This is a genomic window from Thiohalorhabdus sp., from assembly GCF_036628635.1.
Classification (GTDB): Bacteria; Pseudomonadota; Gammaproteobacteria; order Thiohalorhabdales; family Thiohalorhabdaceae; genus Thiohalorhabdus.
The window spans coordinates 46,876-70,685 of record NZ_JAZKRM010000011.1 but is presented as its reverse complement, the minus strand read 5'-3'; the positions used below and the strand labels follow the sequence as shown (position 1 = coordinate 70,685).

22 protein-coding genes are annotated in these 23,810 nt (G+C 66.3%); 14 read left to right on the top strand and 8 right to left on the bottom strand.

Going from position 1 to position 23,810, the window contains the following annotated elements; genetic code table 11:
* The first annotated feature begins 298 nt into the window (after window positions 1-298).
* The 8 genes from V5A19_RS05655 (at window position 299) to aat (ending at window position 9,667) form a co-directional block, all read left to right on the top strand.
* Entirely contained in the window at window positions 299-2,368 is a 2,070-nt protein-coding gene (locus tag V5A19_RS05655) for an LPS-assembly protein LptD (protein WP_332318230.1), read from the top strand.
* Window positions 2,369-2,434: 66 nt separating this feature from the next.
* A complete protein-coding gene (locus V5A19_RS05650) occupies window positions 2,435-3,781 on the top strand; it encodes a peptidylprolyl isomerase (RefSeq protein ID WP_332318231.1) in 1,347 nt (448 codons plus the stop codon).
* A gap of 113 nt (window positions 3,782-3,894) precedes the next feature.
* Complete coding sequence (locus tag V5A19_RS05645) at window positions 3,895-4,170, top strand: RNA-binding S4 domain-containing protein (RefSeq protein WP_332318232.1); 276 nt, start codon at window positions 3,895-3,897, stop codon at window positions 4,168-4,170.
* On the top strand, window positions 4,167-5,174 hold the full coding sequence (pdxA, locus tag V5A19_RS05640; RefSeq protein ID WP_332318233.1) for a 4-hydroxythreonine-4-phosphate dehydrogenase PdxA: 1,008 nt from the start codon (window positions 4,167-4,169) through the stop codon (window positions 5,172-5,174). Before V5A19_RS05645 ends, pdxA begins: the two co-directional genes overlap by 4 nt.
* Window positions 5,175-5,363: 189 nt before the next feature.
* The gene (gene rsmA, locus V5A19_RS05635) at window positions 5,364-6,170 is read left to right on the top strand and encodes a 16S rRNA (adenine(1518)-N(6)/adenine(1519)-N(6))-dimethyltransferase RsmA (protein WP_332318234.1); all 807 of its coding nucleotides are present in this window, start codon (window positions 5,364-5,366) and stop codon (window positions 6,168-6,170) included.
* 34 nt (window positions 6,171-6,204) lie between these two features.
* Window positions 6,205-6,567 carry an ATP-dependent Clp protease adapter ClpS gene (clpS, locus tag V5A19_RS05630; RefSeq protein ID WP_443081419.1) on the top strand — a complete coding sequence of 121 codons (363 nt, stop codon included), beginning with the start codon at window positions 6,205-6,207 and terminating at the stop codon, window positions 6,565-6,567.
* 6 nt (window positions 6,568-6,573) lie between these two features.
* The gene (gene clpA, locus V5A19_RS05625; protein WP_332318236.1) at window positions 6,574-8,850 is read left to right on the top strand and encodes an ATP-dependent Clp protease ATP-binding subunit ClpA; all 2,277 of its coding nucleotides are present in this window, start codon (window positions 6,574-6,576) and stop codon (window positions 8,848-8,850) included.
* A gap of 91 nt (window positions 8,851-8,941) precedes the next feature.
* Complete coding sequence (gene aat, locus V5A19_RS05620; RefSeq protein ID WP_332318237.1) at window positions 8,942-9,667, top strand: leucyl/phenylalanyl-tRNA--protein transferase; 726 nt, start codon at window positions 8,942-8,944, stop codon at window positions 9,665-9,667.
* Window positions 9,668-9,694: 27 nt separating this feature from the next.
* Here aat and V5A19_RS05615 read toward each other — a convergent pair whose 3' ends face one another.
* Window positions 9,695-10,066 (bottom strand): DUF3108 domain-containing protein, encoded by a 372-nt coding sequence (locus V5A19_RS05615; RefSeq protein ID WP_332327728.1) that lies wholly within the window; start codon window positions 10,064-10,066, stop codon window positions 9,695-9,697.
* Between the two features lie 820 nt (window positions 10,067-10,886).
* On the opposite strand from V5A19_RS05615, the gene V5A19_RS05610 reads away from it, so the two are divergent.
* The gene (locus V5A19_RS05610; protein ID WP_332318239.1) at window positions 10,887-11,570 is read left to right on the top strand and encodes an AI-2E family transporter; all 684 of its coding nucleotides are present in this window, start codon (window positions 10,887-10,889) and stop codon (window positions 11,568-11,570) included.
* Entirely contained in the window at window positions 11,563-12,336 is a 774-nt protein-coding gene (locus V5A19_RS05605) for an AI-2E family transporter (protein WP_332318240.1), read from the top strand. Before V5A19_RS05610 ends, V5A19_RS05605 begins: the two co-directional genes overlap by 8 nt.
* A 21-nt stretch (window positions 12,337-12,357) precedes the next feature.
* Here the strand turns inward: V5A19_RS05605 and V5A19_RS05600 are convergent, their stop codons facing one another.
* Window positions 12,358-13,233: an ion transporter gene (locus V5A19_RS05600; RefSeq protein WP_332318241.1), complete on the bottom strand. Its 876-nt coding sequence runs from the start codon at window positions 13,231-13,233 to the stop codon at window positions 12,358-12,360.
* A gap of 114 nt (window positions 13,234-13,347) precedes the next feature.
* Here V5A19_RS05600 and V5A19_RS05595 point away from each other — a divergent pair, with 114 nt between their 5' ends.
* A complete protein-coding gene (locus V5A19_RS05595) occupies window positions 13,348-13,998 on the top strand; it encodes a VTT domain-containing protein (RefSeq protein ID WP_332318242.1) in 651 nt (216 codons plus the stop codon).
* Here V5A19_RS05595 and V5A19_RS05590 read toward each other — a convergent pair.
* On the bottom strand, window positions 13,989-15,659 hold the full coding sequence (locus V5A19_RS05590) for an ExeM/NucH family extracellular endonuclease (RefSeq protein WP_332318243.1): 1,671 nt from the start codon (window positions 15,657-15,659) through the stop codon (window positions 13,989-13,991). The genes V5A19_RS05595 and V5A19_RS05590 overlap by 10 nt on opposite strands.
* Before the next feature lie 218 nt (window positions 15,660-15,877).
* On the opposite strand from V5A19_RS05590, the gene V5A19_RS05585 reads away from it, so the two are divergent.
* The 3 genes from V5A19_RS05585 to V5A19_RS05575 all read left to right on the top strand — a co-directional run bounded on the left by V5A19_RS05585 (window position 15,878) and on the right by V5A19_RS05575 (window position 19,505).
* Window positions 15,878-17,053, top strand: a complete 1,176-nt coding sequence (locus V5A19_RS05585) for an NAD(P)/FAD-dependent oxidoreductase (RefSeq protein WP_332318245.1) — start codon at window positions 15,878-15,880, stop codon at window positions 17,051-17,053.
* Between the two features lie 113 nt (window positions 17,054-17,166).
* The gene (locus V5A19_RS05580; protein WP_332318246.1) at window positions 17,167-18,768 is read left to right on the top strand and encodes a CYTH and CHAD domain-containing protein; all 1,602 of its coding nucleotides are present in this window, start codon (window positions 17,167-17,169) and stop codon (window positions 18,766-18,768) included.
* On the top strand, window positions 18,765-19,505 hold the full coding sequence (locus V5A19_RS05575) for a ParA family protein (RefSeq protein ID WP_332318247.1): 741 nt from the start codon (window positions 18,765-18,767) through the stop codon (window positions 19,503-19,505). The genes V5A19_RS05580 and V5A19_RS05575 overlap by 4 nt, the downstream gene beginning before the upstream one ends.
* 9 nt (window positions 19,506-19,514) lie before the next feature.
* Here V5A19_RS05575 and V5A19_RS05570 read toward each other — a convergent pair whose 3' ends face one another.
* The 5 genes from V5A19_RS05570 to V5A19_RS05550 all read right to left on the bottom strand — a co-directional run bounded on the left by V5A19_RS05570 (window position 19,515) and on the right by V5A19_RS05550 (window position 23,763).
* The gene (locus V5A19_RS05570; RefSeq protein ID WP_332318248.1) at window positions 19,515-19,973 is read right to left on the bottom strand and encodes a peroxiredoxin; all 459 of its coding nucleotides are present in this window, start codon (window positions 19,971-19,973) and stop codon (window positions 19,515-19,517) included.
* Window positions 19,974-20,124: 151 nt separating this feature from the next.
* Entirely contained in the window at window positions 20,125-21,180 is a 1,056-nt protein-coding gene (locus V5A19_RS05565; protein ID WP_332318249.1) for an SAM-dependent methyltransferase, read from the bottom strand.
* Window positions 21,177-21,980, bottom strand: coding sequence for a DUF1295 domain-containing protein (locus V5A19_RS05560; protein WP_332318250.1), 804 nt, complete (start codon window positions 21,978-21,980; stop codon window positions 21,177-21,179). The genes V5A19_RS05565 and V5A19_RS05560 overlap by 4 nt, the downstream gene beginning before the upstream one ends.
* The gene (locus V5A19_RS05555; RefSeq protein WP_332318251.1) at window positions 21,977-22,555 is read right to left on the bottom strand and encodes a DUF2878 domain-containing protein; all 579 of its coding nucleotides are present in this window, start codon (window positions 22,553-22,555) and stop codon (window positions 21,977-21,979) included. The genes V5A19_RS05560 and V5A19_RS05555 overlap by 4 nt, the downstream gene beginning before the upstream one ends.
* Window positions 22,552-23,763 carry a cyclopropane-fatty-acyl-phospholipid synthase family protein gene (locus V5A19_RS05550; protein WP_332318252.1) on the bottom strand — a complete coding sequence of 404 codons (1,212 nt, stop codon included), beginning with the start codon at window positions 23,761-23,763 and terminating at the stop codon, window positions 22,552-22,554. Before V5A19_RS05550 ends, V5A19_RS05555 begins: the two co-directional genes overlap by 4 nt.
* Window positions 23,764-23,810: the final 47 nt, after the last annotated feature.

Sequence of the window (23,810 nt, the reverse complement as noted above, 5' to 3'; positions counted from 1 at the left end):
TGATTCTGGGCCATCAGGCAACCTTAACAAGGTCCTACCTGATGGTCCGATGCCTTTTAGTTTGCCGCACCCGCCGGGTGTGGCGATGGGCATCGGTTTGTGCCATCCTTCCCACCTTTCGTAAAGCTCCCTCGCCCCTACCAAGCTCCCCACTCTCCGAACGCCCATGGCGAGGCTCCCGAGCCCCCAAATTCTTGGCCTCCTCCCGCCCCTCCGGCGCTTCGTCCGAGCCGGCACCCGGACGGCGCTGGCGGCACTGGCAACGCTTCCGCCCCTAGCCGCTGCGGCGGACGGGAAAGTGATCCTGGAGGCTCGGGAGCTGGCCATCGAAGGCGACCGCATCACCGCCGAAGGTGCCGTTTTCGGACGTCAGGGCGAGCGCCGGATGTGGGCCAGCCGGGCGGATTACGACCGGACCAACGACGAGCTCGACCTTTTCGGTGACGTCCTGTTGCTGGACCCGGGCTACTTCATCCTCGCCCCCGAGGCCCACGTCAATACCCGAACACGGCTGGGCAGCGTGGAATCGCCCCGGCTTCAGCTCCTCGACAGTGAGGCCTGGCTCCTGGCCGACCGGCTGGAGCGCTACCGGTCCCAACGCTTCCGGCTAGAGGCGGCCTGCTACACCGCCTGTACCCCGCCGGATAGCCCGCCCTGGTCGGTGCGCTCGAGCAGCGTCTACGTCAATCAACAGAGCCACTTCGCCCACCACTGGAATAGCCGCTTTCACCTCGGTCCGGTGCCGGTGTTCTACACCCCCTATTTCGGCCACTACACCGACGACGACCGCCACACTGGCCTGCTTTATCCGGACATCGAGTTTAGTGGCCGTCGCGGCACCGACATCACGGTACCCTTCTACTGGAATATCGCGCCCCAGCTGGATGCCACCCTCGGCGTGCGCAATATGACCGCAAAGGGAGCCATGGGTCAGTTGGAGCTCCGGCACCTGGGTCCTGACATCCGGTCGCGGTTCTACGGCGAATTCCTTGCCAACGACGACCAAACCAGGGAGGACCGTCACTATATCGAAGCCGAACAGGCCGGACACCTGCCTCTGGGTCTGAACTACCGGCTGGACGCCCGCCACGTGAGCGATGCCGAGTACATCTCCTTTTTCGGCAATGGCGTGGCGGAAGGCTCGGCCCGTCACCTGACCTCCGGGCTGAGCCTATCCCGGGCCTTCGGCCCCTATCGCTGGAGCACGGATTTCACCTATCTCCAAGACCTCCAGGACTTCAACGCCCCGGACACCCGCCAGGAATTGCCCCGCATGACCCTGCGCGGCGAGCAGACGCTGGCAGGCCCCTTGCGCCTCGACTGGGACAGCGAATACGTCTATTTCTACCGGCGGGAAGGTGAGCGCAACCACCGCCTGTTCGCCGATCCCACCCTGAGCTTGGGACTGCAATCAAGTTATGGCTCCCTGGAGCCCCGGGCAGGCGTGCACTGGACCGGCTACCGGGTGGTTCCCCAATCCGGCACCGCCAAAAGGAAAAGCCTGACCCGGACGGTGCCCCATGCCAGTCTCCGTGCGAGCAGCGAGGTGCTGCGCCTGTTCGATTTCGGTGACTGGGCCCTGCGCCACAGCGTCCAACCGGAGCTGTTCTATCTCTACGTGCCCCACCGGGACCAGTCCGAGGTGCCGGTCCTTGACACCAGCGAGCCACCGCTGGGGTTCAACGACCTGTTTGATATGAACCGATTCTCCGGGATCGATCGCATCGGCGACGCCAACCAGCTCACCACTGCCCTGACTACTCGTCTGGACGCCAAGGCCGGCGATCGCGTCTGGGAGGCTGCCTCCCTGAGCGTGGGCCAGATACGCTACTTTCGGGACCGCCGGGTCAGCCTGAGCGACCAAACCGACCCGGATACCCGGGGCTATTCCAACCTCTTCGCCGAATGGGCCTTACGGCCTCTACCCAGCGCCGAGCTCACCGGATCCCTGGAATACGACCCCGACCGGCCCGCCTTCGCATTGAACCAAATGGACGCATTCCAGTCTCAGCTGGCGATAACCCCGCCGGGAGGGCATTCCCTCAAGGCGAGCTATCTGCGGCGCACCGGATTTTCGGATGGGGAATCCGTCAACCAAACCGAGGAAGTGGATACCCAGGCCCGGGTAAGACTCACCTCCGATTGGGAGGCCTTCGGCGGCCTCCGACGCTCCCTCAAGTTTGGGGAGAATTTGGAGCGGCGCGGGGGAGTGGACTATCATGCCGGCTGCTGGGGGATCCGGTTAGCCTGGGAGGATCGACTCCTGCGCCAGGCTTCCGGCGCTTCCGCCCCCGACCGCGAAACGCGCCTCTTCCTGACCTTCCGCTTCCGCACCCTGGGCGATTACGAATTCGCGACCGATCCCTAGAGGCCCTCGACAACCTCAAAGAGCTCGGCCGGGGCCGGGCAACTAAACAAGGCATCGTCGATCATTATGCAGTTATTCCATGGCACTTACCGGGGCCGCCCGCGGCTCTTCTCCTACTTTACCGTCGCCGTCCTCGCGCTGGTCGCCCTGGCCTTGGCCGCCACGGCCGGCGCTGCCCAGCTGATCGACCGCATCGTGGCCGTGGTCAACGACGATGTGATCACCGCCAGCGAACTGGAGCAGAACCTGGAGCGCTCCATCCAGAAGCTGCGCCAGCAAACCGGCCCCGGGCAGCTCCCGCCCCGGCAGGTGCTGCGCCGCCAGCTGCTGGAGCGCATGGTCATCGATCGAATCCAGATCCAGCGGGCCAAGGAGCGTGATATCCAGGTATCCGCCCAGGAGGTGGACGACGCCGTAGCCCGAGTAGCGCGCCAGAACAACCTGGGCGTCCCCCGCTTCCGACAGGCACTGAAACGCCAGGGCGTGGATTACGCCGACTACCGCCAGCGCCTCAAGGAACAAATCATGCGCAGCCGCCTCAGCGACGGTGCGGTGCGGTCCAAGATCCACATCACCGAGGAGGAGGTGGATTCCTACCTGGCCCGGCAAGGCAAGTCCGGCGAGGACCAGTTCGAATACAAACTGCAGCACATCCTCGTGGCGGTACCCGAAGGCACCTCCCCGGAGGAGACGGCGGAGCTTCGCCGTAAGGCCGAAGACCTCCGGGCGCGGGTAACCGAAGGCGAGGCCTTCGCCACGGTGGCCGCTGCCGAGTCCGATGGCCAGAACGCCCTGGAGGGCGGCGACCTGGGCTGGTTTAAGCCAGGCGAGCTGCCCGAGCCCGTACTGGCCGAGGTGGAGGCGGTGGAGCCGGGTCACCTGTCCCGGGTGGTTCGAACCCCCAGCGGCTTCCACGTCTTCCGGGTCACCGAACGCCGCCGCACGGAGAGCGCCCGGGAAACCCAGGTTAAAGCCCGACACATCCTCCTGCGCACCGACTCGGGCCGCTCACCACAGCAGGCCAGGGCCCGCGCCGCGCAGATCAAGCGCCGACTCGAACAGGGCGCCAGCTTCGCCCAGTTGGCCCGCCAGTTCTCCGAAGGGCCATCCAGCGGGGAGGGGGGCAACCTGGGCTGGGTAAGCCGAGGCGAAATGGCACCCGAGTTCGAGGAGGCCCTCTTCTCCCTGTCCGAAGGTGAGATCGGCGGCCCGGTCCGGACCCAATTCGGCGTGCACATCGCCCAGGTCCTGGAGACCCGGGAGCGCGCCATCGACTCCGAAAAAGAGCGCAAACAGGCGCGACAGGCCTTGCGCAACCGCAAAACGCGTGAGCGCATGGAGCAGTGGCAGCGGCGGCTGCGGGCGCAGGCGTTCGTGGACATCCGGCTGGACGACCAGGAGGCAAGTAATTAAGTACTTAAGTATTAAGTGGTTAAGCCAGAGAGGCAACAGGTTCGGGAAAGAGCAAACGCTGTTTGTTTTGCTTTTCCTTAATACTTAATTACTTAACACTTAAAACAACCGCTATGCGCCTCGACCTCTTTCTTAAGATCACCCGCCTGATCAAACGTCGGCCCCTGGCCAAGGAAGCCGCGGAGGCCGGCTGCATCACGCGCAACGGCCAGCCAGCCAAAGCCGGCGACGACATCAAGGCGGGCGACCGGCTGGTGGTGGATCTGGCCAACCGCCACGTGGAGGTGGAGGTTCTGGCGGAACCACCCAAGCAGCTGCGCAAGGACGACGTGGACAGCTACATTCGCCTCCTCAACGCCTATAACCCCAACAGCGAAAACCGGCAATGAGCTTGCCTCTAGCCGTCACCCCCGGCGAACCGGCCGGTATCGGCCCGGACCTGGTGCTCACCGCCGCCGACGACCTGCCCTGCGGCCGGCTCGTGGTCTTCGGCGATCCGGACCAGCTGGAGCGCCGGACCCGCGAGCTGGGTCGGCGGATCCCCATGCGGGAGTGGCAGCCGGGCCAAGCCCTGCCCGACGCCGCCCTGCCGATCTGTCCGGTCCCCCATGCCGAGCTGGTTGCCCCGGGCCGACCGGAGCCCGCCAATGCCCCCAGCCTGCTGCGGGCCCTGGATCGGGCCAGTAACGCGGTGCGGCAAGGCCACTGCGGTGCCCTGGTCACCGGGCCCCTAAACAAGGAAATCATCACCCGGGGCAGCGCGACCCCCTTCACCGGCCATACCGAGTATCTGGCCCAGCGGGCGGGGGCGACTTCCCCTGTCATGATGCTGGTCGGCGGCGATCTCCGGGTGGCCTTAGTGACTACCCACCTGCCCCTACGGGAAGTGCCCGACGCCGTCACTGCCGAGCGGGTGGAGCGCTGTGTGGGAATCACCGTCGCTGCCCTGCGCCGGGACTTCGCCATTGATCGGCCCCGGCTCCTCGTGACCGGTCTGAACCCGCACGCCGGCGAGGGCGGCCAGCTAGGCCAGGAGGAGACCCGGGTGATCGCTCCGGCCCTGGAACGTCTGCGCCACGAGCTAGCCGAAACCGCCACCGTCGTCGGCCCCTTGGCCGCCGATACCGCTTTTACCCCGGCCCAGACGGCAAGCTGCCATGCCATCGTTGCCATGTACCACGACCAGGGCCTAACCCCCCTCAAGCAGCGCGCCTTCGGCACCGCCGTGAATGTCACCCTGGGCCTGCCCTTCGTGCGCACCTCGGTGGATCACGGCACCGCCTTCGACCTGGCCGGCACCGGCTACGCCGATCCTGGCAGCTTCCGCCAGGCCTTGGTCCTGGCGCGCGAGCTAGCCACCAACCGGACGCGGGCCTGGGCTGAAAGCGGGTGAACCGCAGAGACGCAGAGGGCGCAGAAAACAAGTTCGACAATAGCGGAGCGGCAAAATCGCAACGCAGAGATCGCCTTTCAAACGGGCAACCTTCTAGCCATTTTGGCTTTCTCAGCGGCCTCTGCGTCTCTGCGGGTAATCCGGTCCTCCCTCTTGCCTTTTCCGGGCCCCGCCCCCATTTAGTGAGTTATGCCCGACCACCGCCCCAGCAAGCGCTTCGGCCAGAACTTCCTGAACGATGCCAACATCGTTGGGAAGATTGTCGACGCCATTGACCCGCAGCCGGGCGAACCCCTGGTGGAGATCGGCCCGGGACGGGGGGCGCTGACACGCGCCCTGCTGGAGCGGGTGGACAGGCTCGACGCTGTGGAGGTGGACCGCGACCTGGCACCGGAGCTGGAAACCCTCGCCACGACCGGGGAGCTTACGGTGCACGTGGCCGATGCCCTGGCGTTCGACTTCGCCGCTTTGGGGAAGGCCCGAGGCGGGCCGCTGCGGGTGGTGGGGAATCTCCCTTACAACATATCCAGCCCCCTGCTCTTCCACCTTTTTTCCCAGTTGCCGGCTATGGTCGATATGCACTTCATGCTTCAGCGCGAAGTGGTTGAGCGCTTGGCCGCCCAGCCGGGCTCGAAAACCTATGGCCGGCTGTCGGTGATGGTTCAGACGCAGTGCCAGGTGACCCCTTTATTTCAGGTGCCACCGGGTGCATTCTACCCGGAGCCGAAGGTGACCTCGGCGATGGTCCGGCTCCGCCCGAACCCCGCCGATGCACCCCGCCCCCGCGACCAAGCCGCCTTCAGCGCCGTGGTGGCGCGGGCCTTTCAAGCCCGCCGCAAGACCTTGCGCAATGCCCTCAAGGGGCTCTGCGGCCCCGAGCGCATCGGCGCGGCGGGCATCGATCCCGGGGCCAGAGCCGAAACGCTCAGCGTGGCCGATTACATCCGGCTGGCCGATAACGCCTGCGGGAGCTCAGAGCCCGAAAAGGAATCTTGAACCCCGATGATGGTCAAAATCATTGGTCGGTAGGATGGATGACGGATTGGCGAGAAGAGTGGATAGGGAGCGATCGATGAGCAGCGATGAGCCATCGACCGTTACACCGAACCCCGTAGAGCCCGAGGAGGAGCTGGAGGTACAGCCCCCCTCTCTTTACAAGGTCATCCTCCTCAATGACGATTTCACCCCGATGGAGTTTGTCGTCGAAGTCCTGCAGCGTTTCTTCGGCAAGGACCAGGAAAAGGCCACCCGGATCATGCTGCAGGTCCACCATCACGGGAAGGGCGTTTGTGGCGTGTATCCCTTCGACATCGCCGAGACCAAGGTGAACCAGGTCATGGACTACGCGCGCGCCAACGAGCACCCCCTCCAGTGCACGATGGAAAAGGAATAGGCTGCGATGATCAGCGACGAGCTCGAATTTACGCTCAACCGAGCCTTTCAAGAAGCCCATAAACGCGGTCACGAGCTGATGACCGTGGAGCATCTCCTGTATGCCCTTTTGGAGAATCCCTCCGCGGCCGAACTCCTGCGCGCGTGCGCGGTGGAGATCCCCGCCCTGGAGCGCAAGCTGGACCAGTTCCTGGACGAATCGGTGCCCTCAGGCAGCGGTAATCCCGCCGAGACCCGCCCCACTAACGGCTTCCAGCGAGTGATCCAGCGGGCCGTTCACCACGCTCAGAGCGCTGGTCTGCGCGAGGTGACCGGCAACCGGGTCCTGGTGGCCATCTTCTCCGAAAAGGACAGCTTTGCGGCCTATTTCCTGCAGCAGGCCGGCCTGACCCGCATGGATGCGGTCAACTACATCAGCCACGGCATCACCAAGACCAAATCCGGCGAATCGGAGCAGCAGGAAGAGGGTCACGCCGAAGAGGGCGAGGAGAAATCGCGCGGCGGCAGCCCGCTGGAGCGCTTCGCCACCAACCTCAACGAGAAGGCCACAGCCGGCAAAATCGACCCCGTCATCGGCCGCGACTCGGAGATTCTCCGCAGCAGCCAGATCCTGTGCCGCCGGCGCAAGAACAATCCGCTGTTCGTGGGTGAGCCCGGCGTGGGCAAGACCGCCATCGCCGAGGGCTTGGCGCTCAAGATCACCGAGGGCGAGGTGCCCACCCTGCTTGAGGACGCGGTGATTTATGCCCTGGATATCGGCGCCCTGCTTGCCGGCACCAAGTATCGCGGCGACTTTGAGGAGCGCCTCAAGGCCGTTCTCAAGGCCCTCCAAAAGCAGCCGCACGCCATCCTGTTCATCGACGAGATCCACACGGTGATCGGCGCCGGGGCGGCCTCCGGGGGCACCATGGACGCCTCCAACCTGCTTAAGCCAGCTCTGGCCTCCGGCGAGCTCAAGTGCATCGGCTCCACCACCTACGAGGAGTACCGCAACTACTTCGAGAAGGATCGGGCCCTGTCCCGGCGCTTTCAGAAGATCGATGTGGAGGAGCCCTCCGTCGAGGAGACCATCTCCATCCTGGAAGGTCTCAAGACACGCTACGAAAAGCATCATCAAGTGCGCTACACCAAGCCGTCGCTGCACGAGGCAGCCGAGCTTTCGCACCGGTACCTGACCGGGCGCTATCTGCCCGACAAGGCCATCGACCTGATCGACGAGGTGGGTGCGGCCATGCGCCTGCGACCCAAGACCAAGCAGCGCAAGACCGTCAGTCCCAAGGACGTCGAGGCAGTTCTGGCCAAGATGGCCCGCATCCCGCCCAAGACTGTCTCCCGGGACGACCGCGAGGCGCTCAAGAACCTGGACCGCGACCTGAAGCTTGCGGTTTTCGGCCAGGACGAGGCCATCGACCAGGTGGCCAGCGCCATCAAGCTGTCGCGCTCGGGCCTGCGCGAGCCGGAGAAGCCCATCGGCTCCTTCCTGTTTGCCGGTCCCACCGGTGTCGGCAAGACCGAGGTGAGCCGTCAGCTGGCGACCACCATGGGTCTGGAGCTGATCCGGTTCGACATGAGCGAGTACATGGAGGCCCACACCGTCTCCCGGCTCATCGGGGCACCCCCCGGTTACGTCGGTTACGACCAGGGCGGGTTGCTCACCGAGGCGGTGAACCGCAACCCCCACTCCGTGGTGCTGCTCGACGAGATCGAAAAGGCCCATCCGGATCTGTACAACGTCCTGCTCCAGATCATGGACTACGGCAAGCTCACGGATAATAACGGCCGTGAGGCGGACTTCCGCAATGTGGTGATGATCATGACCACCAACGCCGGCGCCGAATCCATGAGCCGGGGCTCCGTGGGCTTCATCGAGCAGTCCACAGCCAGCGCCGGCCACGAGGCCATCCAGCGCACCTTCTCGCCGGAGTTCCGCAACCGGCTTGACGCCTCGGTGTTCTTCCAGCCGCTGTCCCGTGAGGTGGTCGCCCAGGTGGTGGACAAGTTCATCAGCCAGCTGGAGCAGAGCCTCTCCGAGCAGGGCGTGGAGATCGAGGTGGACGACGCCGCCCGCAACTGGCTGGCCGACCGCGGCTACGACCCCGCCATGGGGGCCCGGCCCATGGGGCGCGTCATCCAGGAGCAGATCAAGAAGCCCCTGGCCGACGAGCTTCTGTTCGGCAAGCTGGCCAACGGCGGCCGGGTGGTGGTTAGCCTGGAAGGCGACGAGCTCACCTTCTCCTTCCCCGAGGCCACCGAATCCACGGACGAGGAGCCAGTGGGGGCCTGAACCACCCGGCCAAGGCAGTGGGCCCGGGTCCGGTACCCGGGCCCTTTTTTCTTGTGCCCTACCTGGGAGCCAAGCGAGGGATAACACGGTCGTGTATCTGCTGAACGCCAATGATCCCCTTGCCGTGTTCCCCGACCCCGAACAGGCAGCGAGCCCCGAAGGCATCGTGGCCATCGGCGGCGATCTGAACGTGGGCCGGCTGGTTCAGGCCTACCGGCAGGGCATTTTCCCCTGGTACAACGAGTACGAGCCCATCCTGTGGTGGAGTCCCGACCCGCGTCTGGTGCTGTATCCGGGACAGCTCCACGTCGGTCGAAGCCTGCGCAAAAGGCTCAAGCGCACCGCAGTGGGGATCACCTTCGATACCGACTTCGCCGGGGTGATTCGCGGCTGTGCTGAACCGCGGGGGGACGGCCCTGAAGGCGCCGGAACATGGCTCGACCCGCAAATGATCCAGGCCTACCGGCGGCTGCACGCCCACGGGCTGGCCCATTCGGTGGAAGCCTGGGACGAAGCGGGCAATCTGGTAGGAGGGCTCTATGGGGTGGCGCTAGGCCGGGTGTTCTTCGGCGAATCCATGTTCACCCGGGTAACCGATGCTTCCAAGGGAGCTTTCGTGCATGGGGTGCGTACCTTGGCCGACCACGGCTACCGTCTCATCGACTGCCAGGTCTACTCGGACCACCTAGCCCGTTTCGGCGCCGTCGAAATCCCCCGCTCACGCTTTTTGCTGGAGCTGGACCGCGCCCTGGCCGAGCCCGAGCCGGCGGAGCCCTGGCCCTACGCCAAACGTCCGGAGCGACCTACGGCCGACTAGCTTTGTCCATATCGGCCGGGAAACGGCCTAATGCCACTCAAGCCCGGACTGGGGGTTGGAAGGGGCGTCTGTCCGGATCCGACGCAGCTCGAGGGGGATGCGGCCCAGAGGGGCATGGGCCTCGAACCGGACCGGAAAGTGGCGGCGATCGGCGGTCAGCCACAACCGCATCGGCCACCGATGACGGCCGCTACCCTCTTCCTCCAGATAGGTCCGGACCCGGAGGGTGGCTGTGGTCCGACCCAGGACCGTCTCTAGGGACTCCTTGGCCTCGTCCCCCGCGTTCAACCGATGTCGCCCCCCATCAAGAACGGGCATGCCGAACCGGCTCATGGGCTCCAGGGCGGCGTAGCGAAGGGCGTATAGGACCGTCAAGACATCCAGGATCCCCTTGGGCACGGGCAAACAATCGCTGTTTACCCCAGCGAGGTCCCATATGGGGACGACACCATTGCCGCAAAGACGGTACTGACGGACATCCGTTTCAGAGGATTCGCCCCGAGCGGTTCGCAAGACCTCTAGGCCGCCATCCGGTGTGGGAAACCCGACTGTGGGAAAGGATACAGCCCCACTGCTGATAAAAACCGTTCACGGGGCCATCGGTACAGGTCTCAGAGAAGAGCTCAGCCCGTCCCTCCGCGGGGCTACTGGCCTGCATCATGGTCTCCCCCACCGTCAGTTAACCCCAGTTAGTTCCGTAACGCAGCGGCTCGAAACCTCCCTTCCAACCCCGGTCGGAGGGGCTGCCGAAAGCCCCTGGCAGCAGGTCTCCCATAAGCATAAACGTGGCCAGAAGCAGCTCCGCGGGCGCAGCCAAGGCGATGGCACTGCATGGCTCTCCCAGCCCTCCGGAAGCCGGTTTGGCATCGCCAACTACTAGGAAGGCCCCCTTGGTCCCTAACCCGTGGCGGTGCCTCCGCCGCCAGCTCCAGCTTGTCACCAGTGCTTTGCCAGGCCCGGGCAAGGGGTTAGCCTAGAAGCCTTCTCTCTCTGCCTAGCGGAGCCGCGCCCCATGGAGACCTCGGTGGCAAGCGCAAACGATCCCGTTCCCCTGAGCCTTGTCCAGCGCATAGTCGCCCTCACCAGCCTGACACTCCTCCTGGCGGGGGGCCTACGGGGTGGTCGAGCCCTTTCTGCTACCCATTCTGTGGGCGTCTATCCTGGTCTATGCCAGCTGACCGCTGTACCGCCACCTGGGGGCTATCTTCCCGAGCGGCCGGTGGCCACCAGCTTGGTCATGACCACGGGACTTATCGTGCTGGTGCTGGGTCCGGTCGTTCGCATCGGTCTAAACCCGGCCGCCGAAGCACAGCAAGGGGTCCAGACCCTTCAGGACCTGGGCAGGCAGGGGGCCATGCCGGTACTGGATCTGCTGGGCCGCTTGCCACTGGTGGGAGAGGCCCTGACCCAGCACGTTCAGGGCCTGATCGACAGCCGAGAGGCGCTCCAGACCACACTGGTCGATCTAACCCAGCGCTCCAGCGGCTTCCTTCAGGGGATCGCCGAGGATACCGCACGTAACCTGGTCAAGGTGGCTATCACCCTGCTCACGGTGTTCTTCCTCTACCTTCACGGCGATGCCATCGTGGCCCAGACCCGGCGGGCAGCGAATTATCTCGGCGGCACGCGCATTTGTAGCTATATGGCACCGGTGACCCCGGCGGTTAACGCCGTCCTCTACGGGCTCATCCTTTACGGCGCTGGCCCAAGGCCTGCTGGCAGGAGTGGCCTAGGCCGTGGCGGGGCTGCCCATGCCCGCCCTGCTGTGCTCGGCCACGGCCGTTCTGGCGCTGATCCCCTTCGGCGCTCCAATGGTCTGAATTCCCGCCGGGGTGATCCGCGTCATTCAGGGCCATGGGGGTGCGGGGATCGGAGCACTCCTGTGGGGCATGGTGATGGTTAGCTGGATCGACCATCTGATCCGGCCCACGGTCATCTCCGTGGGCACCCGCATCCCCTTTTTGGGCGTGTTTTTCGGCATTATCGGCGGGGCCATGGTCTTCGGTCTGATCGGTCTGTTTCTTGGCCCTATTACCCCTTTCGGTTCTACTCACGGTATGGCGCTAATGGACGGAGAAGGTCGCTTGAGCCCCGGAAAACAGAGAAAGGGCTGGCTGGCTGTACTGGTAGTGCTGGTGCTGCTATTGCCGGCCGTGGCTCCCGCATCGCCGGAAATCCAGGGGGTTTACTCCCTGCGGCTGGGCCAGAGCCCGGAGGAAGCCCGTGCCACACTCGCCGAGAACGACCGCTTCCAGCGGATCGCCGGGCGCTATTTCCAAGGCTTCCCCCTTTACCACACCAGTCTGGGGAAGCGGGAAGTCCGGGTCCGGCCCAGCTTCCAGGACGACCTGTTGGTAGAGATCGAGCTGCGCTTCCGGCGCGAAGCCTCCACTAACGAAGTCTCGTCGATCATCCGGGACCAAGCGCTCTTCGCCGTAGAGACCCTTTCGCGACGCTTCGGCGAGCCCGACCGGACAGCCGTCCCCCTAAGCGAGATCGTGCCCAAGACCTTCCGCGACGGCGAACAGGTGGTCACCCACGAATGGCAGCGGGGCGAGCGGCTTGCGGAGGTGGCCCTGTGGCGGGACGGTTTCGAGCACGGCGTGGCCATCGCCTTGGCCGAGCAACATACTCGGGAGCAGGGCGACGGCGCAGTGGAGGCCTTCTAATGGCCCTCCCGAATAGCGTCTTCAGCCCGGGTCCTGCTCCCCCGTGCCATCTGGTTCGGCGGCTGCGCCATCCTCGGCCAGATCGCGGCGAAGCCCTTGCACCTCTTCCCTGAGAGCGGCCACCTCACCCTCGATGGCGGCGCGCTCACGCGCGCCCACATCTTCGATCTCGGCCCGCTCCTCCTCCCATTCGGCCTCGTGCAGCTTCTGCATGGAATCCACAATCAGGGCCATGAACAGATTGAGCACGGCGAAGGCGGTGATCACGATAAAGGGGATAAAGAACAGCCAAGCGTAGGGGTACACCTCCATCACTGGGCGCACGATGGCCTCGGACCAGCTCTCCAGTGTCATGATCTGGAACAGGGTGTACATGGAAATGGCGATACTGCCGAAATCGTCGGGGAAGCGGTCGCCGAAAAGCTTGGTGGCCATGACCCCGGCGACATAGAAGATCAGCACCAAGACGCCCACAATGGAGGCCATGCCCGGCAGGGCCCCTAGCAGCGAGCCCACCACCTGCCGCATCTGGGGTACCACGGTGGTCAGGCGCAGCACCCGCAGCACCCTCAGGGCGCGCAGGACGGCGAACTGCTCCCCGGCCGGGATCACCGACACTGCCACCACCACAAAATCGAAGACGTTCCACCCGGAGCGCCAGAACCCGGCGCGGAAGGCAACGAGCTTGGACGCGATCTCAACCACGAACACCGCCACCACGGCCCGGTCCAGAACGGTCAGAAGACCACCGGCAGCCGCCATGGCACGGTCGGAGGTTTCCAGGCCCAGGGTCACGGCGTTGACCAGGATCAAAACGGTGATCAGGCGCTGGATGCGCTGTGATTCCACCCATTGCCCCAGCCGGGACCGCCAGTCGCCTTCCCTACCACTCCGCATGCATTCCTCCGTGATTTCAATGGCAAGCAGCAAGGACCTTTCAAGAGGCGGCAATGATACCGCAGGCGCTTACGCCCCCCCAGCCTGCGGAAAGCCCTTACCCAAGGCGGCGGTTTGAGAAGTCACCGCCTCCGCTGGATCCTTCTGTTTGCCCTATTCGCGATGGGCGTCTTCTTGGCCTGGTGGCGGCCGCTGGCCGCCGGTACCATCGCTGCCTATGCCGACGACGCCATCAACCGGCCACTCGGCATCGCCGCCGCTATCGCCCTCCAGATCCTGCTGTTCGCGCTGGCTTTGCCCGGAAGCCTGATGCTATGGGCGGTGGCCCCTTTCCACAACTGGCCTGCCGCCACGACCATACTCACCGCCGGCAGCGTCGGCGGCGCCCTGGGTGGCTACGGGGTGGCCGGATGGCTGGGGGCGGAGTGGCGGCACCGGCTGCAGGGCTCGCCGCCTTTCCGTATCCTGGCCCGCAATGGCGGTTTCCTCGCCCAATGCGCCCTGCGCGCCCTGCCCGGCTTCCCCCACTCGGTCATGAACTACGGCGGCGGACTCCTAGGCCTGCCCCTGCCCACCTATATCGCGGCAGCCGTGATCGGCCTGGGGCTCAAATCCGCCGTATTCGCCCACGCCGTGGGAGCGATGGTAACCGCCGCTACTGCTTATGGACTGTTCCGGCCAGCAACGGTCGGGCCCCTGGCGGCATTGGCCCTGCTCTTAGGCCTGGGAGCAGCAGTACGGGCCCGCTGGGGGGGTCAGGGCTGAGGGTCGGGGGGACGGCGCAGGAGGTCCACCACCACCGGATCGTGGTCCGAGGCGCGGAAGGCATCGGGGGCGAAATACCGGTCCTTTTCCCCACCCCGATCGTAGGCCAGGAAGGACGGCTCGTCGGCGTTGATGGGGTACAGATGGACAGCGGTGGTCCGCTCGGCCAGCGAGCCGGGGGCGTGCAGGTGGTCCAGGTAGCCCGCCTCGCCGTGGTAGACGAAGGTGTAGCGCCGACGGGGGGGCAACCGCTCGGCGATCAGGTCGGTGTAGCCGGCCGCGTCCAAAGCCCGCACCGGATCCTCACCCCCGTACGCATTGATATCACCGGCGACGAGCGCGGGAGCCCCGCCTTCACGCCGCCATCCCTTCAGGAAGGCGGTAAGAGCCCGGGTTTGCTCCGTCCGCCGCCGGTTCCAGCAGCCCTGGCCGCGGTCGGTATCGCCCGCCTCAGGACACCCGCCCTTGGACTTGAAATGCACCGCCGCCACGGCGAAGGGGGCTCCGCCCCCGTGGGGCTCGAAGCCCGCCACCACTGGCGGCCGGTTGTGCACCACTCGCCTGTCCCTCTGGCTGTTGCCGGTGGGGGAAACCCGGTCGCGGCGGTAGGCCAGTGCCACGCGCAGCTCGGCTCCCTCCGTTGCCTCCACCGCCAGACGCCGCCAGGGCTCGCCGGTATGGCGCCGTAACCGCTTGACGAAATCCGCCACGGCGGCATCGCGGTTGGCAATCTCCATGAGGGCGAGGACATCGGCATCCAAACGGGCGGAGGCGGCGAGGAGCTTGGCCCGCTGCCGACGCAGGGCCGGTGCTGACCCCGCACCCCGCTCGGCTCCCGCGAGGAAATAATTATCTAGATTGAAGGCACCAACTCGCAGCTGGTCGGGACCCGGCGGACGCAAGGGATCGGGCCTTGGGTTGGCCTCCCGGAAGCCGGGCGGCTCAGTGGGATGGAGCCGCCATTCCTCGAAGGCCCTGGTCACGATCCCGATCAGTCCCGCTACTCGGGAACCCGCCCGGCGGGTGCCGGCCTCGTTCAGATAAGGAATCGGTTCCGGCTGGCGATTGTAGCTACCGTCGTCCAGCAAGAGGCGCCGCTGCCGGCGGGCCGAATCCGGGGGTCCTTCGCCCGCCGGGAAATTGGTGGGCTGGAAGGCCCGCCCCCCAGCGGCCAGCTCAAGCGTGCCGTAGCGCCCCAGCTCGTGGTTGCCGGTTACCATCAGTGGCCGCTGCAAGGCGACCCGCACGCCCTCGAAACGCTCGGGCCGATCCAGGGGCAGGCGCACATTGACGGTTCGCACCTTGCCGTCACCGCAGTCCTTGATCCCGTCCAGCTCCTCCAGCTGAGGCCGGCCGTGGAAGGCCCCGGTGCGGCCCCGCAGGCGCAGCCGACGTCCCGGCTCGATACGGTCGGCGGCAGCCCCATCCAGGTCCGGGGCGTACACGAACAGGCCCGAGGGCTTGCCGTCCGGGGCCAGCCCGGGCCCCTGAATAAAGAAGCCATCGAGGCGGTCCTCCCCTAGGAATTCCCCGGTGACCACGCCCTCCACCGTGACCTCGCTACCCACGGCCAGCTGTTCACCCACCTGACCGGCAACCTCGTGGACAGCGGCAGTGTCGGCCTCCGGGCAGCGGGCCAGGGCGGCCGCGGACGCGGCCAATAGGCCGAGGCCCAACCCTACTGCCGGGAGTGCGGGCAATAACGACGAAATCGGGATCATGGCGGCTCGCAATGGCGGGCAGGGTCGGGGGCGCTGAATAAAAGGCTTCCCGCCGAGGCTAGCCCACAACGCTTGGCGAATGAACCCTGGCAGCTGACAGCGACGCTGGCCGCCGCGGTACGGTATCCTGCCGCCATCCACAACCACCCGCGCCAACCGTGACCCACTACGACGTCATCATCATCGGCGCCGGCGCCGCGGGCCTCATGGCCGCCGCTACCGCCGGCCAGCGCGGGCGCTCGGTGCTGGTGGTGGAGCACGCCCGGCGGGTGGGCAAGAAGATCCTCATGTCCGGCGGCGGCCGGTGCAACTTCACCAATCTCGACTCCGGCCCCGGGCACTTCATCTCGGCCAACCCCCACTTCTCCAAATCCGCCCTGGCCCGCTACACCCAGTGGGACTTCATCGCCCTGGTGGAGCGCCACGGCATTCCCTACCACGAGAAGACGGCCGGCCAACTGTTCTGCGACCGCAAGGCTTACGACATCGTCCGAATGCTTCTGGCCGAGTGCCAGGCCGGCGGAGTGAACGTCCACACCGGCGTCACCGTCACCGATGTCGCGGTGGGACCGCCCCACCGGATCGACACCCCCGATGGGCCGTTTACCGCCGACTCCCTGGTGATCGCCACCGGGGGCCTGTCCATTCCGCGCATGGGCGCCACCCCCTTCGGTCTGGAGTTCGCCGAGCGGCTGGGGCTGCAGATCAAGCCCACGCGCGCCGCGCTGGTGCCTTTCGTGCTGGGCAAGCGCAGGCAGAAGCAGCTTGGGGACCTGGCTGGGATCTCCGTGGACGCCGAGGTCTGCGCCGGCGGCGCCTGCTTCCGCGAGGCCCTGCTGCTCACCCACAAGGGGCTGTCGGGCCCGGCGGTGCTACAGGCCAGCTCCTACTGGACCGAGGGCGAGGCGGTCGCCATCGACCTGCTGCCCGGCACCGACCTGGAAGAGTTGGTGGCGGCGGCGCGGCCCAACCATCCCAATCTCCACCTCAAGAACCTGCTCGCCGACTTCCTGCCCAAACGCCTCGCCCAGCGCTGGGGCGAGCTGTGGCTGCCGGACGGCTCCCTGGCCCGGCTCAGCCAGGCAGATCTGGCGAAGGCGGGCGACCTGATCCACCGCTGGACCATCTATCCCGCGGCCACGGAAGGCTACCCCACTGCCGAGGTGACCCTCGGCGGCGTGGACACCGCCGAGCTCTCCTCCAAGACCTTGGAATGCAAGCGCTACCCGGGGCTGTATTTCATCGGCGAGGTGGTGGACGTCACCGGCCACCTGGGCGGCCACAACTTCCAGTGGGCGTGGGCCTCGGGCCACGCTGCGGGCAAGGCGATCTGAGCCGGCGGCTGCTCCTTCGCGGCACCGTTTCGCAATCCTGTAATAATCCTGTGGGCAGCGGGTGCTAATCTGGGACACTGAGTATCTAGCCCGCAAGCGAGGGTTCCTCCCCTATGACCCGCAGTTTCTGGCTGGAGGACGTGCCTTCCACCGAGGCCATCGGGAAGCACCTCCCCTCCCCCTTCAACCTCCGCGCCGAACCCGTGCGGGAGGCGTCAAGCACCTACATGGATTCCTACGACTGGCGCCTAACCACCAAGGGCGGCCCGCTGCGTATCGACCGCGACGGCACCGAGCTGCTGGCGGTGCGCGAGACCGCGGGGGGCGAGACCACGGCCTGGACGCCGGTAGCGACAATGCCCCACTGGCCCCAGGATCTCCCCGAGGGTCCCCTGCGCGACGAAGTCCTCAAGGCCTCCCAGATCCGCGCCCTGCTGCCGGTGGCGGAAGTCACGCGGACCATCCGCCGGCTGGCGGTGCTCAACGAGGACGACAAGACCGTGGTGAAAATGCACCTGGCGGAGGCCGACGCCCGCATCCCGGAGGGAACGCCGGTGCCGCCGGATAAGGGTCGGCGTCCCGGCGCGGAGCATGGCCTCAAACCCCGGCTGACGCTGCAAGCGGTGAAAGGCTACGACCGCGAGCGGGAGGCAGTGGCCGGTGCGCTGGCAGAGATGGAGGGAGTGCGCCCCACCGACAGCAGCCTATTGGAGGAGACCGTAACGGCGCTAGGGCGCCGCCCGGGGGACTACTCCTCCAAGATCGACGTGGGCCTGCAGCCCGAGATAACGGCGGTGGAGGCGGCCCGCCGCATCCACCGCCACCTGCTGGACACCCTGGAGGCCAACGTGGAGGGCGCCCGCGCCGATCTGGACTCCGAGTTCCTGCACGACCTTCGGGTAGCCACCCGGCGCACCCGCTCCGCCCTCACCCAGATCAAGGGCGTGTTCCCGCCCGATCCGCTGACCGACTTCAAGGAGCGCTTCCGCTGGCTGGGTCAGATCACCGGCCCCACCCGCGACCTGGACGTGTTCCTGCTCGGCTTTGACGATTACCGGGCGCGCGTGCCGGCGACCATGCAGGGCGGGCTCGAGCCCTTCCGGGCCTTTCTCGAGCGCCGCCAGCGCGAGGAGCAGCAGATACTCGCCAAGCGCCTGGCCTCGCCCCATTTCCGCAAGCTGCTCAAGGACTGGCGGGCCTTCCTGGAGCGTCCCCTACCCACCCACCCGGACACCCTCAACGCCCGGCGACCGGCCAAGGTAGTGGCCGACGAGCGCATCTGGAAGATGTTCCGGCGGGTGATCAAGGAGGGCCGGGCCATCACCGAGGATAGCCCCCACGAAGAAATCCACGAGCTGCGCAAGAGCTGCAAGAAGCTTCGCTACCTCATGGAGTTCTTTCAGGACCTCTATCCACGCGGCGACATGCAGCCCCTGATCAAGGCGATCAAGGCCCTGCTGGACAACCTGGGCGAGTTCCAGGACTTGGAGGTGCACGCCCACAAGATCCGGGAGGACGCCGAGGCCATGGCCGCCGAGGGCAGCGCCGGCGCCGACACCCTCATGGCCATGGGTGCCCTGGTGGACGACCTCCTTGAGCATCAAGCGCGCGTCCGGGGCCAATTCGCTTCCCGCTTCGCCGACTTCGACGCCCCGGCCAACTGCAAGGCCTACAAGGCGCTGTTCAAACCGGCCAGAGAGGAGAAACGCGCATGAGGATCCTGGGCGTCTATAACAACAAGGGCGGCGTCGGCAAGACCGCCACCGCCGTCAACCTCGCCTACCTCGCGGCGCGCGCCGGCCGGCGCACTCTGGTCTGGGACCTCGACCCGCAGGCGGCGGCCACCTTCTACTTCCGCATCAAGCCCAAGGTGAAGGGCACCAAGAAGGTCCTGGGCGGCAAGCGCGACCTGGACGAGGCCATCAAGGGTACCGACTTCGACAATCTGGACCTGGTCCCGGCCGACTTCGACTACCGCAACATGGATCTCCTGTTCGGCGACACCAAGAAGCCTGCCAACCAGCTGCGCAAGCGTCTCAAGCAGCTGGGCGACGATTACGACCTGGTGATCCTGGACTGCCCGCCCAGTGTCTCGGTGGTCTCGGAGAACATCTTCCGCGCCGCCGACGCCCTGCTCGTGCCCACCATCCCGACCACCCTGTCACTGCGCACGCTGGAACAGCTTCTGGACTTCATGGACGACAACGATATCCGGGTACCTACCTGGCCGTTCTTCGCCATGGTGGACCGGCGCAAGCGAATGCATCAGGAGACCATGGCGGCCGAATCTGACAAACGAGTGCTTATGCTCGACCAGCACATACCTTACGCCTCCACGGTGGAGAAGATGGGCGAGGCGCGCGCACCGCTGTTCGAGTTCGCTCGCTCTTCCACCGCTGCGCGCGCCTTCCGCGACCTGTGGCGCGAGGTCAGCGACCGGCTGGAGGACTGAGCCGTCGTCTTAGCCGTCGCTCTCCTGAAGCTCGGCCACCGCCGTCACCACTTCGTCGCTGTGGGTCGCCGGCTTCACCTTGCGGTAAATGCGGGCGATGCTGCCGTCGGGATCGATGATGAAGGTATTGCGCTTGGCGAAGCGGATCGGCCCCAGGCCCACGTAGGACCCGTAGGCGCGGGCCACCTCGCCGTCGCGATCGGACAGCAAGGGAAACGGCAGGTGGTGCTCCTCGGCGAAGGCGGCGTGACTGTTACGGCTGTCGACGCTCACGCCCAGCACCCGCGTTTCCATACGACGCAGACGCGGCACGTCATCCCGGAAGTTGCAGGCCTCGGTGGTACAACCGGGGGTGTCGTCCTTGGGGTAGAAATACAGCACCAGCCACTGCCCCCGGTAATCCGCCAACCGCCGGAGCTCGCCGTCTTGGTCCACCAGCTCGAAGCCGGGGGCGGCACCCCCCACCACCAGTTGCCCAGCCTTGCTCCCTCCTGACCAACCAAACAGTCCTAGCAACACGAGGATTCCCCTGAGATGAAGCGCCGACCGCCAGGGGCCGAAATCGCCGCAAGTTGGCGGGCCATGATGGGCGCCATGCCAACTTGGTGGAAGCCTGCCCTCATGCGGGTCGCTCGAGCAGATAGTGGGCCACCCACCATTCGCTGCCCTCCCGGAACCCGAACAGCTCGGCGCAGGCCATGAAGAACACCCGCCAGCGATGGCGCCACCGCTCGGCCTCACCGGTACCGTAGGTGGCCTCCAAAACCGGCATGATTTCGCTTGTCCGGCTGTCGAGGTTGGCCAGCCAGGCCTCGGCGGTAGCGGCGTAATGCGTGCCGTCCCAGCGCCAGCGCCCCACCAGCCGCAGGGGCCCCAAAAAGTGCAACATGAGGTCATCGCTGGGCATGATGCCGCCGGTGAAGAAATGCCGACCCATCCAATCGCCGACACCCTCTGTAGTGAAGGGATAGACCTGCTTTGCATGGCAGAAATAGTGGACGAAAAGACGCCCACCTGGCACCAGCCACCCGTGGATACGCGCCAGCAGCATGTGCCAATTGCGCATGTGCTCGAACATCTCCACCGAGACCACCCGATCGAAGCGATCATCGGTGTCGAACACGTTCATGTCGGCCTGGATCACCTCCACATTGTCCAGTCCGGCGTCCTCGGCCCGGGCCAGGATGGCCTCCCGCTGCGGGGCCGAGTTGGAAACGGCGGTGATGCGGCTGTTCGGGTAATGCTGCGCCATCCATAGGGTCAATGCGCCCCAGCCACAGCCAAGCTCCAGGATGCGCTGCCCGTCCCGAAGATCGGCCCGATAGCAGGTCTCGGCGAGGGCGGCGTCCTCGGCGGCGTCCAGATCCTCTTCCCCCGGGCGCCACAAGCAGCCACTGTACTTGCGTCGGTGACCAAGCACCCCGTCGAAGAACGCCGGCGGCAGCTCATAATGCTGTTCGTTGGCCTTCTCGGGCAGCGGGGCCAGGGGGCCCTCGCCCATGGTCTGGATAAAGGCCTGGTTGCGGTTCAGGCGCTGCTCAGGCGAGCCGTCAGCCTCCTCCGCTAGCCGCTGGCGCAACAGTCGCCTGATGCCGGCTCGAATGACGGCGTCGGGCAGGTGGCCGCGCTCCATCCAGTCGATGGCGGAGCGCATCAGGGGGGCGACTGTGGTCATCGGTTTTCACCTCCGGATTGGGGCCGCGGCGGCCCCGGGAAGAAGGCATTGGTGGTGCGCTGATAGGCCCGGTAGGCTTCGCCGCGGCTCTCCAGGGCGCGGGCTTCAGTCGGCGGCACCCCGGTCACCTTGAGCAGGAAGAATAGCATCACCGCCGGGCCGGCCAGCGTCACCCACCCGAATGGCCCGGCCAGGCCCATCGCGACGTAGGCCCACCAGTGCAGCCACTCGAAAAAATAGTTGGGGTGGCGGCTGTAACGCCACAGGCCTTGCTGGCACACCCCGCCGCGATTGGCGGGGTCCCGCCGGAAGCGCGCCAGTTGCCGGTCGGCCAGTGATTCGCCGCCTAGGGCCAGGACCCAGATGGCGACGCCCAGCCAGTCGTACCAGGCGGGCCCGGGCGCCGGGTTGCGCGCCGCGATCAGGATGGGTAGGGAAAACATCACCGCCCACAGCGCCTGGATCTGGAAGAACAGGAACATGTAGGGCTGGGTGCGCTTGCCCCAAGCCTCCCGCAGGGCCCGGTAGCGCCCGTCCTCGGCCTCGGCGCTCACCCGTCGGGCCAAGTACCCGGCCAGGCGGAGCCCCCACAGACCGGCCATGACGGCGATCAGGAGGCGGCGGGCGGGGTCCCCGGCTTCGCCGGCGACGGCGTATCCCACCGCCAGCACCGCCACCCCCGCGGCCCAGGCCACGTCCACGATGCCCGCGTTTCGGGAGCGCCACTGGCCGTACCACAATCCCGCCATGAGAACGGCCATACCCAGCCACCCCCAGCCCAGCAGCACCCAGATGCTCATCGGGACACCTCCGCATTGAGACCGGCACCAGCCCGCCGGAAACGGCGGCCCAACCAGCGGTTAAGGGCCAGCAAAAGCGGCATGGCCAGGGCCCACTCCAGTGCGATCAGGACCAGTGCCCAGCCATCCCCCGCGGGGAAGACCAGGGCCCCCAGCCGGGCGCCACCGAGGTAGGCAAGCGGTCCGCCCACCGCGCCCAGCAGCGACGCCAGAATGGGGCGCCCGGCGAGCCAGTAAAGGGCACTGTTAAGGGCGGTGGCGAAATTCAACCACATGGCGACCATCCACAGCTTGGTGGGCGCTCCCGGTCCGCTGCCCGGATCGAAACCGATGGCATCGGCCATGACCAGCGCCGAATCACCCGCATAGCCCACCGCGCCCGCCAAAAGCAGTATGGCCACCTCCCGCCACCGGAGCTCCGGGGCCATTAGGCCCAGGTGGGCAGCCAACAGGACGGCCACCACCGCGGGACCGACAAGGGGGACGCCGTAGGCATTGCCCAGGACACAGGCGAACCACCCCGCATTCAGAACCCCGAGGTTGAACAGCAGCCACGGTGTGGTCGGCGCGTTCATGGTGTGGCCTCCCCGGGTTGGGGCAGTTCGGAGGGCAGTTCCTCGCCCCGTGCCAAAGGCCGGGCCAGCATCACCTGCAGGTCGCCGATATGGCGCTCGGCGAACCCGGCCTCGCAATACTGCAAATAGTAGTCCCAAAGCCGCAGGAAGCGCTCCGGATAGCCCAATCCCAGGACCTCCTCCCGCCGCTGGAAAAAGCGACGGCGCCAGGCCCGTAGGGTCTCGACGTAGTGGGGGGTAAGGTCTTCCACATGGGTCAGGCGGAAGTCGCTACCGGCCCCTGCCGCAGCCACCATGGCTCCCAGCGAGGGGCAATGGCTGCCCGGAAACACATAACGCTGGATGAAATCCACCGAGCGCAGGTAGTCAGCGTAGTATTGCTCACCGGTCGTGATCACCTGGAGCAGCATGCGGCCCTGTGGCGTCAGGCGCTGCGCGCAGTGCCGGAAAAAGGGCTCCAGATGGTCGGCGCCTACCGCCTCGATCATCTCGATGGCTACCAGCTTGTCGAACTGACCCGTGAGTTCGCGGTAATCCGCCTGAACCAGGGTCACCCGGTCGTCCAAGCCGGCCTCGGTAACCCGGGCGGCGGCCTCCTCGTACTGGGCCTGGGACAGGGTGGTGGTGGTCACCCGGCAGCCGTATTGGCCGGCGGCATGGATGGCGAAACTGCCCCAACCGGTGCCGATTTCCAGGACGTGATCCTCCGGTCCCAAAGCCAGTTTGCGGCAGATGCGGTCGAGCTTGTGGGTCTGGGCCGCCTCCAGGCTGGCCTCGGCTTCCGGAAAGATGCCGCTGGAATAGGTCATGGAGTCATCCAGGAAAAGGGCGAAAAGGTCGTTGCCCAAGTCGTAATGGTCGCGGATGTTGCGCCGGCTGCCGGCCGGGGTGTTGCGGCGCAGCCAGTGCCAGCCCCTCGCGCCCAGCGCGGTGAGGGTGCTAGCGCCTTCCATGTCATTGCGGCCGAGGCCGCGCAGGCTGGCACGGAACAGGCCCGCCAGGTTGTCGCAGTCCCAGTCGCCGTCCAGGTAGGCGGCGGCGGCCCCGAGGCTGCCCCCGGTGAGCAGCCGGCGGTAGAACCGGGGCCGATAGACGGTTATGCGCACAGTGAGGTCCGGGGCGGCATCACCGACACCGGCGGCGACCTCGCCGGAGGCATCGGCCACCGTGATGTGGCCCGCCCTTAGGCCGGCCAGCCGGTGCAGCATGAGCCCACGTGCGGCTCGGTCGATCGGCCCCAAGGGAGCTTCACCAG

Excerpts from the sequence above, each read along its gene's own strand:
- V5A19_RS05555 (WP_332318251.1), bottom strand. The coding sequence starts at position 22,555 with ATGAACGCGCCGACCACACCGTGGCTGCTGTTCAACCTCGGGGTTCTG.
- pdxA (WP_332318233.1), top strand. The coding sequence starts at position 4,167 with ATGAGCTTGCCTCTAGCCGTCACCCCCGGCGAACCGGCCGGTATCGGC.
- V5A19_RS05565 (WP_332318249.1), bottom strand. The coding sequence starts at position 21,180 with ATGACCACAGTCGCCCCCCTGATGCGCTCCGCCATCGACTGGATGGAG.
- V5A19_RS05580 (WP_332318246.1), top strand. The coding sequence starts at position 17,167 with ATGACCCGCAGTTTCTGGCTGGAGGACGTGCCTTCCACCGAGGCCATC.
- V5A19_RS05560 (WP_332318250.1), bottom strand. The coding sequence starts at position 21,980 with ATGAGCATCTGGGTGCTGCTGGGCTGGGGGTGGCTGGGTATGGCCGTT.
- V5A19_RS05650 (WP_332318231.1), top strand. The coding sequence starts at position 2,435 with ATGCAGTTATTCCATGGCACTTACCGGGGCCGCCCGCGGCTCTTCTCC.
- V5A19_RS05550 (WP_332318252.1), bottom strand. The coding sequence starts at position 23,763 with ATGCTGCACCGGCTGGCCGGCCTAAGGGCGGGCCACATCACGGTGGCC.
- rsmA (WP_332318234.1), top strand. The coding sequence starts at position 5,364 with ATGCCCGACCACCGCCCCAGCAAGCGCTTCGGCCAGAACTTCCTGAAC.
- clpS (WP_443081419.1), top strand. The coding sequence starts at position 6,205 with ATGGATGACGGATTGGCGAGAAGAGTGGATAGGGAGCGATCGATGAGC.
- V5A19_RS05575 (WP_332318247.1), top strand. The coding sequence starts at position 18,765 with ATGAGGATCCTGGGCGTCTATAACAACAAGGGCGGCGTCGGCAAGACC.
- V5A19_RS05600 (WP_332318241.1), bottom strand. The coding sequence starts at position 13,233 with ATGCGGAGTGGTAGGGAAGGCGACTGGCGGTCCCGGCTGGGGCAATGG.
- clpA (WP_332318236.1), top strand. The coding sequence starts at position 6,574 with ATGATCAGCGACGAGCTCGAATTTACGCTCAACCGAGCCTTTCAAGAA.
- V5A19_RS05605 (WP_332318240.1), top strand. The coding sequence starts at position 11,563 with ATGGTTAGCTGGATCGACCATCTGATCCGGCCCACGGTCATCTCCGTG.
- V5A19_RS05645 (WP_332318232.1), top strand. The coding sequence starts at position 3,895 with ATGCGCCTCGACCTCTTTCTTAAGATCACCCGCCTGATCAAACGTCGG.